This is a genomic window from Flexivirga oryzae, assembly GCF_014190805.1.
GTDB lineage: Bacteria > Actinomycetota > Actinomycetes > Actinomycetales > Dermatophilaceae > Flexivirga > Flexivirga oryzae.
In genome coordinates, this window is the sequence record NZ_JACHVQ010000001.1 from 2,580,352 (window position 1) to 2,596,418 (window position 16,067).

Consider the following 16,067-nt stretch of genomic DNA (forward strand, 5'->3'; position numbering starts at 1 on the left):
GTTGCGCGATCGGTCTGCGTAATTGCCCCTACCCAGCGGTAGGTGTCGCCTCCGGTCACACCCCGGAGCCGCGCCCCTGACCTCGACACGCCCGTCCGGCGACGAGGACGTAGCCTGGTATGCGTGACTGTCGCACCTGAAGGCCGCAAGATGCTGCGCGTCGAGGCGCGCAACGCCGAGACGCCGATCGAGCGCAAACCGGCCTGGATCCGCACGACCGCGAAGATGGGCCCGGCATACACCGGCCTGCACGAGCTGGTGAAGAGCCAGGGCCTGCACACGGTCTGTCAGGAAGCCGGCTGCCCCAACATCTTCGAGTGCTGGGAGGACCGCGAGGCGACCTTCCTCATCGGCGGCGACGTGTGCACCCGCCGCTGCGACTTCTGCGACATCGCGACCGGCAAGCCCACCGAGCTCGACATGGACGAGCCGCGCCGGGTCGCCGAGTCGATCCGGGAGATGAACCTGCGCTACTGCACGGTGACCGGTGTCGCCCGCGACGACCAGCCGGACGGTGCCGCCCGGTTGTATGCCGAGACGATCCGCCAGATCCACGCGCTGAACCCGAACACCGGCGTGGAGATCCTGCCGCCCGACTTCGGCGCCAAGCCCGAGCTGGTCGGCCAGGTCTTCCAGGCCGGCCCGGAGGTGTTCGCGCACAACCTGGAGACCGTGCCGCGCATCTTCAAGCGGATCCGCCCCGCCTTCACCTACGAGAAGTCGCTGCGGGTGCTCACCATGGCCAAGGAGTTCGGCCTGATCACCAAGTCCAACCTCATCCTGGGCATGGGCGAGGAGGACCACGAGGTGGAGCAGGCGATCCGCGACCTGCACGACGCCGGCTGCGACATCCTCACCATCACCCAGTACCTGCGCCCCTCCCCCAAGCACCACCCGATCGACCGCTGGGTCAAGCCGCAGGAGTTCGTCCGCTGGTCGGACCTCGCCTACGAGCTGGGCTTCCTCGGCGTGATGGCCGGGCCGCTGGTGCGTTCGTCGTACCGGGCGGGCAAGTTGTATGCCGGGGCGATGGCGAAACTCGGCCGCGAGCTGCCCCCGCATCTGGCCCATCTCGCCGAGGCGTCGTCCTCCCCCGCCCGCCAGGAGGCCGCCGCGCTCGTGGAGCGGGCCTCGGCTGACATATCCTGAGAGGTATGTCGACGCAGCCCGAGAAGAAGTCACGTTTTTCGCGTAAACCCAAGGACCCGGACAACCCGGGCCGGATTTCGCAGTTCAAGACGCTCTTCCAGGTTTCGGTGAAGCACAACCCGAAGATCCCGCTGTGGATGGCCGGCGCGTTCCTGGTCGTCTTCCTGATCTTCACCTTCGGCCTGCACCTGATCTTCAGCAGCTTCATCTACACCGGCATCCTCGGTGTGATGTTCGGTCTGCTCGCCGCGGTGATCGTCTTCGGCCGGCTGGCCGAGCGGGCGGCATACGGGGCGCTCGAGGGCCAGGCGGGCGGCACGGGCGCCGCGCTGCAGGGGCTCAAGCGCGGCTGGACCTATGAGCAGGAGCCGGTGGCGGCGGAGGCGGGACGTGCGCGTCGCATGTCCGAGTTGTCAAATGCCGCAATGGTTTTCCGGGCTGTCGGCAAGCCGGGCGTGGTGCTGATCGGCGAAGGTCCGACCGGCGCGGCTCGCAAGCTGCTGGAGTCCGAGCGCAAGCGGGTCGCCCGGGTGGCCGGGCCGGAGGTGCCGGTCCACGTGCTGCGGGTCGGCTCCGGCGACGACACGACCAAGCTCGGTGACCTGACCAAGACGATGAAGAAGTTCGACGCCAAGCTCACCGACGCCGAGGTGCAGGCCGTGACCAAGCGGCTGCGGGCGCTGGGTGCCGCCAAGCCGCCGATCCCCAAGGGCATGGACCCGCGCAACGCACCGCGGATGGACCGCAAGGCGCTCCGCGGCCGCTGATCAGCGCACCCGCCGGATGACGGTGCCGGCGATCCGGTCGTGCATGCCGCGGCCGTCCTTGTCCCAGATGATCGCCGGGATGAACAGGCACAGCAGGACGCTGCGCAGCACCGCCGGTCCCGGACCGGCCGGGGCGCCGGAGGTCTTCGAGATGTGCAGCCCGACGACGCGGTGGCCGATGGTGGAGCCGAGCGTGCCGACCAGCAGGACGTTCTCGACGAAGAACACCGCGAGCGGCGCCCAGCTGTGGCCGTCGGCGCCGAAGCGGTAGCCGAGGAATCCGGCCGCGATGACCGAGCAGATCAGCCAGTCGATGATGACGGCGACGACGCGTGGGCCGAGACGCGCCAGCGAGCCGCGGCCGTGCGGCGGCATACCGAGTCCGGCCCCGGGGTAACCCTCGTCCACGTCGTTCACGACTCTGCTGGTCTCCACGTGCACCAAGAATAGTTGGACACCCCGACACCAGGCGGCAGAGGGGGTCTGACGCCATACGAACAGCACGTCCACGATATGAGAAATCCAGGTCCGTGTAACACTGCGGAAACACTCGGGTCATGGACGGGAAACTGCGACCCCGTAAGGTCAGTGCCGACGTGCGGCGCTCGATGCCGCCCGCGAGAACAGAAAATCGATGGAGGATCCATGTTCACCACGGCCGACGAGGTCTTGAAGTACATCAAGGACGAAGACGTCGAATTCGTCGACATCCGATTCTGTGACCTCCCCGGCGTGATGCAGCACTTCAACGTGCCGGCGGCGAGCCTCGACGAGGACGCCCTCAAGGAAGGTGCGATGTTCGACGGTTCGTCGATCCGCGGTTTCCAGGCGATCCACGAGTCGGACATGAAGCTGATCGCCGACCCGAAGTCGGCGTTCGTCGATCCCTACCGCAAGCACAAGACGCTGGTGCTCAACTTCTCCATCGTGGATCCCTTTACCGGGGAAGCCTATTCGCGTGACCCGCGCAACATCGCGGCGAAGGCGGAGGCCTACCTGAAGACGACCGGCATCGCCGACACCGCCTACTTCGGCGCCGAGGCCGAGTTCTACATCTTCGACGACATCCGCTTCGAGACCAAGTCGAACGCCGGCTACTACTACATCGACTCCGTCGAGGGCGCGTGGAACACCGGTCGCGAGGAGGAGGGCGGCAACCTGGGTTACAAGCCGCGCTACAAGGGTGGCTACTTCCCGGTCGCACCCGTCGACCACTTCTCCGACCTGCGTGACGACATCAGCGTCAAGCTCGCCGAGGTCGGCCTCAACGTCGAGCGCGCCCACCACGAGGTCGGCACCGCGGGCCAGCAGGAGATCAACTACACGTTCGGCACCCTGCTGCAGTCCGGCGACGACGTGATGAAGTTCAAATACATCGTCAAGAACACCTGCTTCGAGGCCGGCAAGACGGCCACCTTCATGCCGAAGCCGCTCTTCGGCGACAACGGCTCGGGCATGCACACCCACCAGTCGCTGTGGAAGAACGGCGAGCCGCTGTTCTACGACGAGAAGGGCTACGGCGGCCTGTCGGAGCTGGCTCGCTGGTATGTCGGTGGGCTGCTCAAGCACGCGCCGTCGCTGCTGGCGTTCACCAACCCGACGGTCAACTCCTACCACCGCCTGGTGCCGGGTTACGAGGCTCCGGTCAACCTGGTCTACTCGGCGCGCAACCGCTCGGCCTGCATCCGCATCCCGATCGCCGGCACCTCGCCGAAGGCCAAGCGCATCGAGTTCCGCATCCCGGACCCGTCGGCCAACCCGTACCTGTCGTTCGCGGCGCAGCTGATGGCCGGCCTGGACGGCATCAAGAACCGCATCGAGCCGCCGGAGCCGGTGGACAAGGATCTCTACGAGCTGCCCCCGGAGGAGCACGCCAACATCGCACAGGTCCCCGACTCGCTGCCGGCCGTGCTCGACGCGCTCGAGGCCGACCACGACTTCCTCACCGAGGGCGACGTGTTCACCGAGGACCTGATCGAGACCTGGATCGACTACAAGCGCACCAACGAGGTCGACCCGCTGCGCTTCCGCCCGCACCCGCACGAGTTCGAGCTGTATTACGACATCTAAGTCGCGCTGGGCGAGCCCGTATCGAGGCTCACCGAAATGCCCCGGATCACCTTGTGGTCCGGGGCATTTCGCGTGCAAGTGCACCGAGTGGTCGCTTACCGGCGAGTATGTCGCGGCGGCTCGAAACCCGACCGAGTGGTCACTTGTCAGCCGGGCGGTGCCGTACGACGTGCAGTGCGAGGTCCGCGTAGTACCGGCCGATCTCCTCGGGTGTCCAGGCGCCGGGGCGGTACCACCGCGCGACGTCGATGCCGAGCGAGAGGAGCGCGACGGTTGCCAGGTCGGGTTTGTCGACCTCGAACTCGCCGGTGCGGATGCCGTCGTCGACGATCCCGCGGACCACGTCCCGGGTCCGTCGGCGCACCTTCGCGATGACCGCGTGGTGCTCGGCCGTAAGTGCCGCCAGCTCGTACTGCACGACGCGGGCGATGGTATGACGGCGCGCGTGCCAGGCGGCGAAGTCCGCCATGACCACGGCCAGCCGATCACCGGGCGCCTGCTCCGGTGTGGCAGCCGCGGCGGCCGCCACCACGACATCGAGAGCCTCCTGGTGGCCCTCCAGTGAGAGCTGGAAGAGCAGTTCCTCCTTGCTCTGGTGGTGGACGTAGACCGCCCCGGGGCTGATGCCTGCCAGCGACGCGATCATCCGGGTGCTGGTGCCGTGGAAACCGTTGCGGGCGAACGACTCGAGGGCCGACTGGAGGATCCGGGCACGCGTCGGGTCGGCGGTGATCCGGCGATCCGACTTGGCCGCGGGTCGGCGCTGACTGGGTGACATGCGTCGGACTCCCTTTCATGGGTTTTCTTCCCGGCCGGTCTTGACGACAGCCGCTCGGATCATGTTAGCTAAGCGAACGCTTACCTAAGCGTACGCTCACACAGGAGGACTCGATGCGGCGCAGGATCTACGACGAGGACCACGAGGCGTTCCGTGAGTCGGTGCGGGCCTTCGTACGCCGTGAGGTGCTCCCCGATGTCGAGGACTGGGCCGCCGACAAGGCCATTCCCCGCAGCTTCTGGCGCGCCGCCGGCGCACAGGGACTGCTGGGTCTGGAGATCCCCGTCGAGTACGGCGGCGCCGACGCCCAGGACTTCCGGTTCAACGCGGTGCTGATGGAGGAACTCGCCGCGGTGAACGCCGCACTGCCGTCCAGCGTCGGGATCCACGCCGACATCGTGCCGCCATACCTGGTCAAGCTGGCCGGGGCGGAGGTCCGGGACCGGTGGCTCCCCCGCATCAGCAGCGGGGAGGCCGTGGCCGCGATCGCGATGACCGAGCCCGGTGCCGGATCCGACCTGGCCGCGATCACGACATCCGCGGTCGCCGACGGCGACCGGTTCCGGATCAACGGCTCCAAGACGTACATCACCAACGGGTACGGCGCCGATCTGGTCGTCGTCGCGGCCCGCACCACACCCGCGGCCGGAGCCAAGGGCATCAGCCTGTTCGCGGTGCCGACGGACCTGCCCGGCTTCTCGCGCGGCCGCAAGCTCGACAAGATCGGGCAGCCGGAGGCCGACACCGCCGAGCTCTTCTTCGAGGACGTCGTGGTCCCGGCCTCGCACCTGGTCGGCGAGCTCGACAAGGGCTTCGGGCACATGATGACCTGGCTGCCGCAGGAACGGATCTCGGCGGCGGTCACCAACCTCGCCCACGCCCGCCAGCTGCTGACGGAGACGATCGACTACGCCAAGGAACGCAAGGCGTTCCGGCAGCCGATCGGGTCCTTCCAGGCCAACAAGTTCCTGCTGGCCGAGCTGGTCACCCGGGTCGAGGTCACCCAGGCGTATGTCGACCAGTGCGTGCTCGCCCACGCCGAGCACGAGCTGACCCCCGTTGACGCGGCGAAGGCCAAGTGGTGGACCGCCGAGGTCCAGAACCAGGTCCTCGACCACTGCCTGCAACTGCACGGCGGTGCCGGTTACATGAACGAGTACCGCATCGCCCGTGCGTGGCGCGACGCCCGCGTGACCAAGATCTGGGCCGGCTCCAACGAAATCATGAAGGAACTCATCGGCCGCGACCTCGGGTTCTGAACCGCCGGCCCGCTCCCCTCACCACGAATCCCCCGCCACGAGAAGGAACACCATGCCCGAAGCAGTCATCGTCGCCACCGCCCGCTCACCGATCGGCCGCGCCACCAAGGGATCCCTGGCCGAGGCGCGCCCCGACGACCTGGCCGCCGCCATGGTCCGGGCGGCACTGGCCAAGGTCCCCGTGCTCGACCCGTCGACCGTCGACGACCTCATGCTGGGCTGCGCGCAGCCCGCGGGCGAGTCCGGCTACAACCTCGCCCGCGTCACCGCCCTGCTCGCCGGGCTCCCCGACGTACCCGGCACTACGGTCAACCGCTACTGCTCCTCCAGCCTGCAGACGACCCGGATGGCGATGCACGCGATCCGCGCCGGCGAGGGCGACGTGTTCATTTCCGCCGGCGTCGAGACGGTGAGCCGCTACCCCAGGGGGAACGCGGACTACCTGCCCGACACGATGAACCCGCGTTTCGCCGCGGCGCTCGCCCGCACCGACCAGCTCGCCGCCTCCAACCAGACCTGGACCGACCTGCGCGCGGAGGACCTCCCCGACGTCTACATCATGATGGGCCAGACCGCCGAGAACGTCGCGACGGCGACCGGCATCACCCGGGCCGAGCAGGACGCGTTCGCCGTCCGCAGCCAGAACCGCGCCGAGGCCGCCCTGCAGGCCGGCTTCTTCGAACGCGACATCACGCCGTACGAACTACCCGACGGCACCGTCATCAGCGCCGATGACGGTCCCCGGCCGGGCGTCACCTACGACGCGGTCGCGGGCCTGCGTCCCGTCTTCCGGGAGGACGGCTCCGTCACCGCCGGCAACTGCTGCCCGCTCAACGACGGCGCCGCCGCGGTGGTCGTCATGAGCGACGTGAGGGCGGCCGAGCTCGGCATCACCCCGCTGGCCCGCATCGTCAGCACCGGACTGTCTGCACTCAACCCCGAGATCATGGGCCTGGGCCCCATCGAGGCAACCCGGCAGGCCCTGGCCCGAGCACGGATGGACATCGGCGACATCGACCTGGCCGAGATCAACGAGGCGTTCGCGGTCCAGGTGATCGGCTCCGCCCGGGAGCTCGGCATCGACGAGGACCGGCTCAACGTCAACGGAGGCGCCATCGCCCTGGGTCACCCCTTCGGCATGACCGGCGCGCGCATCACCACGACCCTGCTCAACTCGCTGCAGCTCCACGACAAGCAGTTCGGTCTGGAGACCATGTGCGTGGGTGGCGGCCAGGGTATGGCGATGATCGTCGAGCGCCTGTCATGACCGGGGTCAGCTTCGACTTCACCGGCCAGACGATCGTCGTCACCGGAGCCGCGCGCGGGATCGGCCGCGAGCTGGCTCGTGCCTTCAGCGACGCCGGCGGCACGGTCTACGTCCTGGACCACGACGAGGCCGCCGCCGCGAGCACGGCGGCCGAGCTCGGCGCCCACGCGATCGGCACCGACGTGTCCTCCAGCAGCTCGGTCGAGGCGGCCGTGGCGCGGATCATCGATGACACCGGCCGCATCGACGTGCTGGTCAACAACGCGGGCATCCTGCGCGACACCGTCCTGTGGAAGATGACCGACGAGCAGTGGGACGCGGTGCTCGCGGTCCACGCGGGAGGCACCTTCAAGATGACCCGCGCGGTGGTCCCCACGATGCGGGCACAGGGATTCGGCCGCATCGTCAACACGACGTCCTACACCGGGCTGCACGGCAACATCGGCCAGGCCAACTACGCCACGGCCAAGGCCGGGATCATCGGCTTCACCCGCACGGCGGCCAAGGAGCTCGCCCGGTTCGGCATCACGGTCAACGCGATCTCACCCAACGCCGAGACCGACATGGTCGCCTCGGTGCCGGCCGAGAAGCGTGCCGAGCTGATCGCCGCCATCCCCGCCGGACGCTTCGGCGACCCCGCCGAGATGGCCGCCGGCGTGTGCTTCCTCGCCAGCCGTGCCGCCGGGTACGTCACCGGCGTCGTGCTGCCGATCGACGGTGGACTTTCCATCTGATCCGGCCCAACCCGGCCGCCCGGTTCACGGGCCAGGGAGCGATCGCGCGCCACTGAGCACGCGCTCGCTACGATCGTGGGGCTTGCACTCAGGAGGAACATGCGCGCCATCGTTGTCACCACCCTGGACGGGCCCGAGTCGGTGTCACTTCAGGAGGCACCGGCACCCGCGGACGACTCCCGGGTCGCCATCGCCGTCAAGGCGGCCGGGGTCTCGTTCCCCGAGTTGCTGCAGACCCGCGGCCAGTACCAGCTGAAACCGGACCTGCCGTTCATCCCCGGGGCCGAGGTCGCGGGTGTCGTCACCGCGGCGCCGCCGGACTCCGGACTCGCGCCGGGCGACCGCGTGGCGGCGTTGCCGCTGATCGGCGGCTTCGCGGAGAACGTGACCACCCGCCCCGACCTGGCGTTCCGGCTGCCCGACAACGTCGACTTCGCCGCCGGCGCATCCATCATCTTCAACTACGGCACCGTCCACTTCGCGCTGACCACGCGAGGCCGCCTCGCCGAGGGCGAGACCGTCCTCGTCCACGGGGCGGCCGGCGGGATCGGCACCGCCGCGATCCAGGTCGCCAAGGCGTTCGGGGCCGGGCGGGTCATCGGCGTGGTCTCCACCGACGCCAAGGGCGCCGTTGCGGTGGACGCGGGCGCGGACGAATACGTGCTCACCGAGGACTTCAGCTCATTCGCCCGCAGCGCAAGAAACACTGTGGACATCGTCGTCGACCCCGTCGGCGGTGACCGGTTCACCGATTCGTTGCGCACGCTCCGGGAGGACGGGCGCGTGCTCGTCATCGGGTTCACCGCGGGGTCGATCCCCGAGGTCAGGGTCAATCGGCTGCTGCTGAACAACATCGAGGTCGTGGGGGTGGGCTGGGGTGCGTATGCCCTCGGCAAGCCGGGGTTCATCCAGCAGCAGTGGAACGAACTCCTCCCCCATCTCAGCTCCGGCGCCCTCGCGCCGGTCCTCGGTCCGATCTTCCCGCTGGAGCGCGCCGCAGACGCGCTGAAGCTGCTCGACCAGCGCGGAGCGACGGGGAAGATCACGCTCGCGATGTGACCGGCCCGTACCGATTTCACGCACCGCCCGAGTGCAGACGCTCGATGGTCTCCTCGACGTTCGCGCCGAACCGGTGCACCTCCTGCGGCCAGTCGAGCGTCAGCGCCATACGTCCCGCCCACTCACGGGCGGTGTCGTCGTCAGGAACGTCGATCACGGTGAACCCGCCGATGTGCTCCTTGGTCTCCACATAAGGGCCGTCACTGAAGACCGGCTTGCCGTCTTTGGTCTCGACGCTGAACAATGCCGTCGAGCTGTCGATGCCGCCCTCGGCATACACGAAGATCCCGGCGTCCTTCATCTCGTCGATGAGTGCGCGCGAGGTCGCACTCTTGGCGCGCAGGTCATCGGGCGACTGGTAGCCCACCCATTCATCGTTGAACATGATCAGGTATTCCGGCACGGTTTCTGCCTTTCAGTCGGGACGTTGGACGCTCCCGACGGTCTCGGCGGCGGCCTGTCGTGACCTCCGTCCATCTCCTCTACGAACGACGGTCGCACGATCGGACACTTTTCGGGAGCACTCCGCCTGAGGCTAGTGCTATGCCAGACGTGCGGTATGGCTCCCCTTTGGCATAGGGCAACCTCAGGTCAGTGCGGACATCGCCTTCCACTGCTTCCACGACAGCGCCCAGTCGTAGATCTCGGTGCGGGTGGAGGACAGCTTGACGTTGGTGCCGCGCACGTCGACCGGGTCGCCGTAGATCGCGGTGTCGTAGTAGGCCTTGCCGTTCGTCGGCGACAGGTTGATGCACCCGTGTGAGACGTTCGAATGCCCCTGATATTGCACGGTGTCCGGGTTGGCGTGGATGAACTGGCCGTTGTTGTTGAACCGCACCGCCCAGTGCTCGATCTCGTCGTAGTGGAACAACTTCGACTTCATCTCGACCGTCTGCAGTTTCTCGGTGACGACGTTGATGCCGGTGCGGGTGTTGCGGATCGGGTCGGAGTCGAGGCCGTATGAAGCCGGGTAGGTGGCCACCTTCGCACCGTCCCGGTAGATGACGATGTTGTGCTTGCGCGCGTCGGCGATGACGACCTGCGAGCGCCCGATGTTGAACGTCCAGTCGAAGTCCTGCACGCCGCTGACGCCACCGCCCCAGTTCAGCTGCGCCAACGGCAGCACAACCCGCACCTCCGTGTGCGCGGGCCAGTACTTCTTGGTGCGGAAGTGCAGCTCCGAGTTGGGCGCACTGTCCGGCAGCCACGCCCAGGAGCCGACGACCTCGGTCCACTTCCCCTTCGACCCGGCGGGCCGCATCAGCACCTGCAGGTACTTCTCCACCGCCGGTTTGTCGGTCACCTTCGTCTTGAAGTTGACCACGATGGGTGCGGCGACGCCGACGGTCCAGCCGACGCCGATGTTCGCCGTCGCGCCCACGGTGCGTATGGCGGACGCCGACCCGATCTTGCCGTCACTGACGGCGCCCTGCGCCGTGGTCGCGGTCCAGGTCCACGACGCGCCCGGCCCGATCGGTGCCGAGCTGACCCACGACGTGCCCTTCTTCGACAGCGTGCCGTCGACGGCCTTGCCGTCCCCGTCCTGCACCTTCAACGAGTCCAGTCGTGCCGACGAGGTGAGTGTCACCGGCGCCCCGAACGGCAGCGTGTCGCCGTCCAGTCCGGCGACCGTGATGTCCGCGGGAGGCGGCGGTGTCGAGGTTGCCGACGACGTCGCCGGTGCTGGCTCGGCGGAGGTCGCCGTCGGCGCGCCCGTGGGCGTCCCGGCCGGTTCGCCGAACGTCCCCGCATGCTTGTCCCCATGGCCGCACGCCGCGACACCGACGGTCAGTGCAGCCGCGAAGGCGCCACTGATCGCGACACGTCGACTCAGTTCCTGCGACACGTCATACCCCTCACGAGCCCCCTCAGCGAGTACGTTACCCGGCGCATACTACGTTTCCAGCCTGCGCGTCCCCCGGCGCGCACGCGTCGCGCACAGCGAATCGCAACCGAATCGTCATCTCAGGACTAGCCTCGACGCGTGCAGGTCGTCGCCGCCATCCTTCTGGCACTGTTCAGCTACGCCGCCTGGTGGTACGTCCGCCGCTCATGGCGGGAGTTCCGGCGCACCGGCCGCCTCCAGGTCACCGGTCGCGGCCTGACCGTCGACTTCAGGCACACGTGGGCGGTCTGTTGCTACCTCGGGTTCGACGCGCTGATGGGTCTGACGTCGCTCGGCGCGGCCGTCGCGCTGCTGGTCGCCGCCTTGCGTTGAGGGGCCGTCCCGGGTGCGAGACTTGACCCATGAGACTCAGCGCACGCAACCAGCTCACCGGCACCGTCACCGCCATCGACGAAGGTGTCGTCACCACCACCGTCAAGATCGAGCTGGCCGGCGGTCAGACGATCACCTCGTCGATCACCAAGGAGGCCGCCACCGAGCTCGGCATCGAGGTGGGCAAGGAGGTCACCGCGATCGTCAAGGCCAGCTCGGTGATGCTCGCGGTCGACTGAGGTTGCTCAGACCGCTATCGGCTGCTTCACCCGCCGCCGAGCGGGTATGACGAGAGGCGTCCCGGTCTCGGGGTCGTCGATGACGCGGCACGGGAGATCGAAGACGCGCTCGACGAGATCCGCGGTGACGATGTCGCCCGGTGACCCGCTGTCGACGACCCGGCCGTCCCGCATGCACACGAGGTGGTCGGCGTAGCGGCACGCGAGGTTGAGGTCGTGCAGCACGGCCACGACGGTGAGGCCCCGATCCCGTAGCCCCGCAACCAGATCCAGCACATCCAGCTGGTGGGTGACGTCCAGGAACGTGGTCGGCTCGTCCAACAGCAGTAGCGGCACCTCCTGCGCGAGCACCATCGCCAGCCAGGCGCGCTGCCGCTGCCCGCCGGACAGCTCCTCCATCAGCCGGTCGGCGAGCGCCGTCACCCCGGTCGCATCCATCGCGTCCCGGACGGCGCGCTCGTCGGAGTCCGACCACTGCCGCAGGAAACTCTGATGCGGATACCGGCCGCGGCCGACCAGGTCGCGCACCGTGACCGTCTCGGGCGCGACCGGGGACTGCGGCAGCAGGCCGAGGGTGCGGGCGAGCTCCTTGGTCGGGATGTTCTTGATGGACGTGCCGTCCAGCAGCACCGCGCCTCCGTCCGGCCGCATGATCCGGGCGAGCGCGCGCAGGGTGGTCGACTTGCCGCAGGCGTTCGGGCCGACGATGACGGTGAAGTCGCCGGTGGGCAACTCCAGATCGAGGTCCGGCACGACGAGCCGGTCGTCATACCTCAGGGACAACGCCGAGGTGGTGAGTCTCGGCTCGGCGAGTGCGGTTCTCATCGGGAGCGTGCCTTCCATTCACGGGACAACAACCAGGCCAGGTAGACCCCGCCGACGGCACCGGTGACGACCCCGACCGGCAGGTCGATGCTGCCGAGTGCGCGCTGGCCGACGAAATCGCTGACCACCATGAGCAACCCGCCCATGGCGGCCGACGCGAAGACCTGCGGCGCGGGCCCGCGGGTGAGCCGGACGACGAGCTGCGGCGCGGTCAGCGCGACGAACGAGACGGGACCGGCGGTCGCCACCGCGACCGCGGCGAGCGCGACCGCGATCGCGAGCACCCCGACGGAGACCCGGCGCAGCGGGACGCCGAGCGCGACCGCCACGTCGGCTCCGAGCAGCATCGTCCGCAGGTGGCGGGCACAGGCCGCCGCACAGGGCAGCAGCACCACGAGCGCGACGGAGAGGATCCCGGCCCTGGACCAGTCCGAGTTGCTCAGGCTGCCGGCCAACCACCTTGCCGCCGCTTGGGATTCGTAGTTGGTGGACCTGGTCAACAGATAACCGTTGACCGAGGCCAGCGCCGCACCCACCCCGATCCCGATGAGGATCAGCCGGTAGCCGGCGTCGTGCTCACCGCCGGTGCCGAGCGCGAACACCACTGCCGCGGTTGCCAACCCGCCCACGACGGCGAGCACCGAGTAGCCCGCCGGTTGCAGATGCAGCACCAGCAGCCCGATCAACGCGAAAGTCGCTGCGCCCGCGTCGAATCCGATGACGTCCGGACTGCCCAGCGGATTGCGGGTGTATGCCTGCACCAGCGACCCGGCCGCCCCGAGCGCCAGACCGACCAGCAGTCCGGTGACGGCGCGCGGCAGCCCGATGTCCATGACGGCGAAGTCGTTCGCCGGGTCCCCTGCGCCGAGGACGCACCGGACCACACCGGCGGGCGAGACCGGCAGCGCGCCCGTGCCGAGGGTGAGCAGGATGACCGCGATGGCGGCGATCAAGGTGCCGGCGGTCAGCACGGCGGTGCGCCGGTTGACGGCGCCCCGGGCGCTGCCGAGCTGTATGGCGCGCTTCGCGACCGTGGTGCTCACAGCCGTCCCACCTTCCGGCGACGCACCAGCCAGACCAGCACCGGTGCACCGACCACCGCCGTCACCAGCCCGGCCCCGATCTCCTGCGGCCAGGCGATCAGCCGCCCGATGACGTCCGCGCCGAGCAGCATGCACGCGCCGAGCAGGGCGGACATCGGCAGCAGCCGGCGCTGGTCGACCCCGACCAGCATGCGCGCCACGTGCGGCACGGCCAGGCCGACGAACCCGATCGGCCCCACCGCCGCGGTGGCCGTGCCGCACAGCAGCGTCACGGCGAGCACGCTGAGCAGCCGGGTACGGCCGACGTGGGCGCCGAGCGCCTTGCCGAGGTCGTCGCCGAGGGCGAGTGCGTTCAGCGGGCGGGCCAGTGCGGCACCGGCGATCAGGCCGGCGAGCAGGAACCAGCCGAGCGGGCCGACATCGGTCAACGTGCGCCCGGTGAGCGCGCCGATGTTCCAGTACCGGAAGTGGTAGTACGCACTCGGGTCGATCAGGATCACGCCGGTCACGTAGGCCGACAGCGCCGCGCCGATCGCGGTGCCCGCGAGCGCCATACGCACCGGGGTGGCCGAGGATCGCCCGGTGGTGCCGAGCAGGTAGACCACGACCGAGGCGACGGCCGCACCGAGCAGTGCGAACCACAGGTAGCCCGCAGGCTGGTCGATGCCGAGGAAGCTGATCGCCGAGACGACGGCGGCGGCGGCGCCGGCGTTGACCCCGAGCAGGCCGGGGTCGGCGAGCGGGTTGCGCGCGGTGGACTGCATGACGGCAACGGCCATCGCCAGGACCGCCCCGAAGGGTCGCGTCCTGGCGGTGAGGTCCGTCGGGTCTGTCCGGCTGGCGAGCACCCCGCAGAGTGTAGTGGGTCGTTAAGGCTAGGCTCACCTAACCCACGGAGGAAGGTTGCGGAATCAATGGACAGCATCACGAACGCGCCCCTGTCACGGCGCGCAGCACTCGGTGCCGGGCTGGCGGGAGCGGCGGCACTGCTCGCCGCCTGCGGCTCGTCGTCGTCGGCGGGCAGCGGCGCAAGCGGCCCGGCCACGGCGGCCGGGTCGGCCGGGGACACGGCCTGGAAGCCGGTGTCGGTGAAGCACGCTTTCGGCACGACGACGGTCGAGAAGCAGCCGACGCGGATCGTCACGGTCGGCGTCACCGAGCAGGACTTCGTGCTCGCCCTCGGGGTGAAACCGGTCGGCGTCACCGACTGGTACGGCGACCAGCCGTACGCGATGTGGCCGTGGGCCCGGGCCGCGAACGGTGACAACAAGCCGAAGCTGCTGAAGACCGACGACGGTTTCCAGTTCACCGAGATCGCCAAGCTGCAGCCGGATCTGATCATCGGCACCAACTCGGGTATGACGTCCGAGGACTACGGCAAACTCAGCAAACTCGCCCCGACGGTGCCGCAGGCCAGCACCAAGAAGGGCTACTTCGCGCCCTGGTACGACATGCTCGCGACGATCGGCACCTCGATGGGCAAGTCCCAGGAGGCGACTGCGTTGCGCTCGTCGATCAAGGCGAAGTTCAGCACGGCGGCCGCGGATCACCCGAAGTTCAAGGGCACCAAGGCGATCTTCCTGCAGAACGCCGTGTCGGACGGCAGCCTGATCGCCTATCCGGAGGGGTTGGGCACCGAGTTCCTCGCCGATCTGGGCTTCGAGGTCCCCTCCGACATCGACAAGTACGTCCGCGAGGGCGAGCAGGCCTACATCCCGGTGGAGCAGATCCACGTCCTCAACTCCGCGGAGGTGCTGATCTGGGCCACCGAGAAGCCCAGCGATCTGGCGGCGCTGCAGAAGGTGCCCGGCTTCAGCAACCTGGACGCCGTGAAGTCGGGACGCTCGGTCTACACCGGCGGTGAACTCTCCGGTGCGATCTACTTCAGCTCGCCGCTGAGCCTGCCGTACGTTGTGGACAAGCTGACGCCGAAGCTGACAAAAGCCCTGGCCTGACTAGGGTTTCGCCGGGAAGTTGGTCGCCAGGAAGTCGAGGGTATGACGCCACGCCGCCGTCGAGGCGGCGGCGTGGTGGAACATCGGCAACGGGTTGTCGAAGGCGTGCCCGGCGCCGTCATACGTCTCGAACCGCACCCCGTCGCGGGACACCGCGGCCCGGATCCGCTCCACGACGTCCATCGGGAGATAGTCGTCGGCGGTGCCGAAGTGGTGCAGGCTGGGTGCGGTGACGTCGCCGGCGAGGTCGAGCAGGTTGGGCAGCGCCGACCCGTAGTAGCTCACCAGCACGTCCACGTCGGTCGAGGCGGCGACGTTGAAGGCGAGTCCGCCACCGAAGCAGAAGCCGAAGACGCCCACTCCCCCGTCGACGTGCTCGTCGGTGCGGGCCGCGGCGACGGAGGCGACACCGTCACCCACCGTGGTCGGCCAGTCCAGCTGGCTCATCAGGCCCATCGCCTGCTGCAGCATGCCGTCACTGCTCTCGTCGATCTCGGAATCGTCCAGGCGCCAATAGATTTCGGGCACGATGACGACGTACCCGAGCGCGGCGAGATCGGCGGCGCGGATCTTGATGTAGTCGCTGACGCCGAAGATCTCCTGGAAGAGGACGATCCCGGGACCGGTCCCGGCCTCGGGCAGGAAGCGGTAGGCGGGCATCGGCCCGTCGGCCGTGGGGATGTCGATCCGGTCGGCCACGTGCG

18 protein-coding genes are annotated in these 16,067 nt (G+C 68.8%); 10 read left to right on the top strand and 8 right to left on the bottom strand.

Annotated elements, in window-relative coordinates; translation table 11 throughout:
- Positions 1–123: 123 nt before the first annotated feature.
- Both lipA and FHU39_RS12180 read left to right on the top strand, forming a co-directional pair.
- The gene (lipA, locus tag FHU39_RS12175) at positions 124–1,149 is read left to right on the top strand and encodes a lipoyl synthase (RefSeq protein ID WP_183320623.1); all 1,026 of its coding nucleotides are present in this window, start codon (positions 124–126) and stop codon (positions 1,147–1,149) included.
- A 5-nt stretch (positions 1,150–1,154) separates the two neighbouring features.
- Entirely contained in the window at positions 1,155–1,916 is a 762-nt protein-coding gene (locus FHU39_RS12180) for a DUF4191 domain-containing protein (RefSeq protein WP_183320624.1), read from the top strand.
- Here the strand turns inward: FHU39_RS12180 and FHU39_RS12185 are convergent, their stop codons facing one another.
- Positions 1,917–2,351 (bottom strand): RDD family protein, encoded by a 435-nt coding sequence (locus FHU39_RS12185; protein WP_343065845.1) that lies wholly within the window; start codon positions 2,349–2,351, stop codon positions 1,917–1,919.
- Between the two features lie 210 nt (positions 2,352–2,561).
- Between FHU39_RS12185 and glnA the strand changes: the two genes are divergently transcribed.
- Positions 2,562–3,986, top strand: coding sequence for a type I glutamate--ammonia ligase (glnA, locus tag FHU39_RS12190; RefSeq protein WP_183320625.1), 1,425 nt, complete (start codon positions 2,562–2,564; stop codon positions 3,984–3,986).
- A 139-nt stretch (positions 3,987–4,125) separates the two neighbouring features.
- On the opposite strand, the gene FHU39_RS12195 is transcribed toward glnA, so the two are convergent.
- Positions 4,126–4,764, bottom strand: coding sequence for a TetR/AcrR family transcriptional regulator (locus FHU39_RS12195; protein WP_183320626.1), 639 nt, complete (start codon positions 4,762–4,764; stop codon positions 4,126–4,128).
- A 113-nt stretch (positions 4,765–4,877) separates the two neighbouring features.
- Here FHU39_RS12195 and FHU39_RS12200 point away from each other — a divergent pair, with 113 nt between their 5' ends.
- From FHU39_RS12200 to FHU39_RS12215, 4 genes are all read left to right on the top strand, one after another.
- On the top strand, positions 4,878–6,023 hold the full coding sequence (locus FHU39_RS12200; protein WP_183320627.1) for an acyl-CoA dehydrogenase family protein: 1,146 nt from the start codon (positions 4,878–4,880) through the stop codon (positions 6,021–6,023).
- A 52-nt stretch (positions 6,024–6,075) separates the two neighbouring features.
- Positions 6,076–7,290: an acetyl-CoA C-acetyltransferase gene (locus tag FHU39_RS12205; RefSeq protein WP_183320628.1), complete on the top strand. Its 1,215-nt coding sequence runs from the start codon at positions 6,076–6,078 to the stop codon at positions 7,288–7,290.
- Positions 7,287–8,024: a 3-oxoacyl-ACP reductase FabG gene (fabG, locus tag FHU39_RS12210; RefSeq protein ID WP_183320629.1), complete on the top strand. Its 738-nt coding sequence runs from the start codon at positions 7,287–7,289 to the stop codon at positions 8,022–8,024. Before FHU39_RS12205 ends, fabG begins: the two co-directional genes overlap by 4 nt.
- A 99-nt stretch (positions 8,025–8,123) precedes the next feature.
- A complete protein-coding gene (locus FHU39_RS12215; protein ID WP_183320630.1) occupies positions 8,124–9,083 on the top strand; it encodes an NADPH:quinone oxidoreductase family protein in 960 nt (319 codons plus the stop codon).
- Positions 9,084–9,099: 16 nt separating this feature from the next.
- On the opposite strand, the gene FHU39_RS12220 is transcribed toward FHU39_RS12215, so the two are convergent.
- Positions 9,100–9,486, bottom strand: coding sequence for a YciI family protein (locus FHU39_RS12220; protein ID WP_183320631.1), 387 nt, complete (start codon positions 9,484–9,486; stop codon positions 9,100–9,102).
- A gap of 183 nt (positions 9,487–9,669) precedes the next feature.
- The gene (locus FHU39_RS12225) at positions 9,670–10,929 is read right to left on the bottom strand and encodes an Ig-like domain-containing protein (RefSeq protein ID WP_183320632.1); all 1,260 of its coding nucleotides are present in this window, start codon (positions 10,927–10,929) and stop codon (positions 9,670–9,672) included.
- Positions 10,930–11,067: 138 nt separating this feature from the next.
- Between FHU39_RS12225 and FHU39_RS12230 the strand changes: the two genes are divergently transcribed.
- Both FHU39_RS12230 and FHU39_RS12235 read left to right on the top strand, forming a co-directional pair.
- Positions 11,068–11,301 (top strand): hypothetical protein, encoded by a 234-nt coding sequence (locus FHU39_RS12230; RefSeq protein ID WP_183320633.1) that lies wholly within the window; start codon positions 11,068–11,070, stop codon positions 11,299–11,301.
- Between the two features lie 29 nt (positions 11,302–11,330).
- Positions 11,331–11,540, top strand: coding sequence for a TOBE domain-containing protein (locus tag FHU39_RS12235; protein ID WP_183320634.1), 210 nt, complete (start codon positions 11,331–11,333; stop codon positions 11,538–11,540).
- 6 nt (positions 11,541–11,546) lie between these two features.
- Here FHU39_RS12235 and FHU39_RS12240 read toward each other — a convergent pair whose 3' ends face one another.
- From FHU39_RS12240 to FHU39_RS12250, 3 genes are read right to left on the bottom strand one after another with little or no spacing between them, the layout of a single operon-like run.
- Entirely contained in the window at positions 11,547–12,365 is an 819-nt protein-coding gene (locus tag FHU39_RS12240) for an ABC transporter ATP-binding protein (protein ID WP_183320635.1), read from the bottom strand.
- Positions 12,362–13,408, bottom strand: coding sequence for an iron chelate uptake ABC transporter family permease subunit (locus FHU39_RS12245; RefSeq protein ID WP_183320636.1), 1,047 nt, complete (start codon positions 13,406–13,408; stop codon positions 12,362–12,364). The genes FHU39_RS12240 and FHU39_RS12245 overlap by 4 nt, the downstream gene beginning before the upstream one ends.
- Positions 13,405–14,256, bottom strand: coding sequence for an iron chelate uptake ABC transporter family permease subunit (locus tag FHU39_RS12250; protein WP_221185249.1), 852 nt, complete (start codon positions 14,254–14,256; stop codon positions 13,405–13,407). Before FHU39_RS12250 ends, FHU39_RS12245 begins: the two co-directional genes overlap by 4 nt.
- A gap of 66 nt (positions 14,257–14,322) precedes the next feature.
- On the opposite strand from FHU39_RS12250, the gene FHU39_RS12255 reads away from it, so the two are divergent.
- Entirely contained in the window at positions 14,323–15,363 is a 1,041-nt protein-coding gene (locus FHU39_RS12255) for an ABC transporter substrate-binding protein (protein ID WP_183320637.1), read from the top strand.
- Here FHU39_RS12255 and FHU39_RS12260 read toward each other — a convergent pair whose 3' ends face one another.
- A complete protein-coding gene (locus FHU39_RS12260) occupies positions 15,364–16,062 on the bottom strand; it encodes a dienelactone hydrolase family protein (protein ID WP_343065846.1) in 699 nt (232 codons plus the stop codon). It lies immediately after the preceding gene.
- Positions 16,063–16,067 lie beyond the last annotated feature (5 nt).

Coding starts and splice junctions, on each gene's coding strand:
- FHU39_RS12180 (WP_183320624.1), top strand. CDS start 1,155: ATGTCGACGCAGCCCGAGAAGAAGTCACGTTTTTCGCGTAAACCCAAG.
- glnA (WP_183320625.1), top strand. CDS start 2,562: ATGTTCACCACGGCCGACGAGGTCTTGAAGTACATCAAGGACGAAGAC.
- FHU39_RS12195 (WP_183320626.1), bottom strand. CDS start 4,764: ATGTCACCCAGTCAGCGCCGACCCGCGGCCAAGTCGGATCGCCGGATC.
- FHU39_RS12200 (WP_183320627.1), top strand. CDS start 4,878: ATGCGGCGCAGGATCTACGACGAGGACCACGAGGCGTTCCGTGAGTCG.
- FHU39_RS12205 (WP_183320628.1), top strand. CDS start 6,076: ATGCCCGAAGCAGTCATCGTCGCCACCGCCCGCTCACCGATCGGCCGC.
- fabG (WP_183320629.1), top strand. CDS start 7,287: ATGACCGGGGTCAGCTTCGACTTCACCGGCCAGACGATCGTCGTCACC.
- FHU39_RS12215 (WP_183320630.1), top strand. CDS start 8,124: ATGCGCGCCATCGTTGTCACCACCCTGGACGGGCCCGAGTCGGTGTCA.
- FHU39_RS12235 (WP_183320634.1), top strand. CDS start 11,331: ATGAGACTCAGCGCACGCAACCAGCTCACCGGCACCGTCACCGCCATC.
- FHU39_RS12240 (WP_183320635.1), bottom strand. CDS start 12,365: ATGAGAACCGCACTCGCCGAGCCGAGACTCACCACCTCGGCGTTGTCC.
- FHU39_RS12255 (WP_183320637.1), top strand. CDS start 14,323: ATGGACAGCATCACGAACGCGCCCCTGTCACGGCGCGCAGCACTCGGT.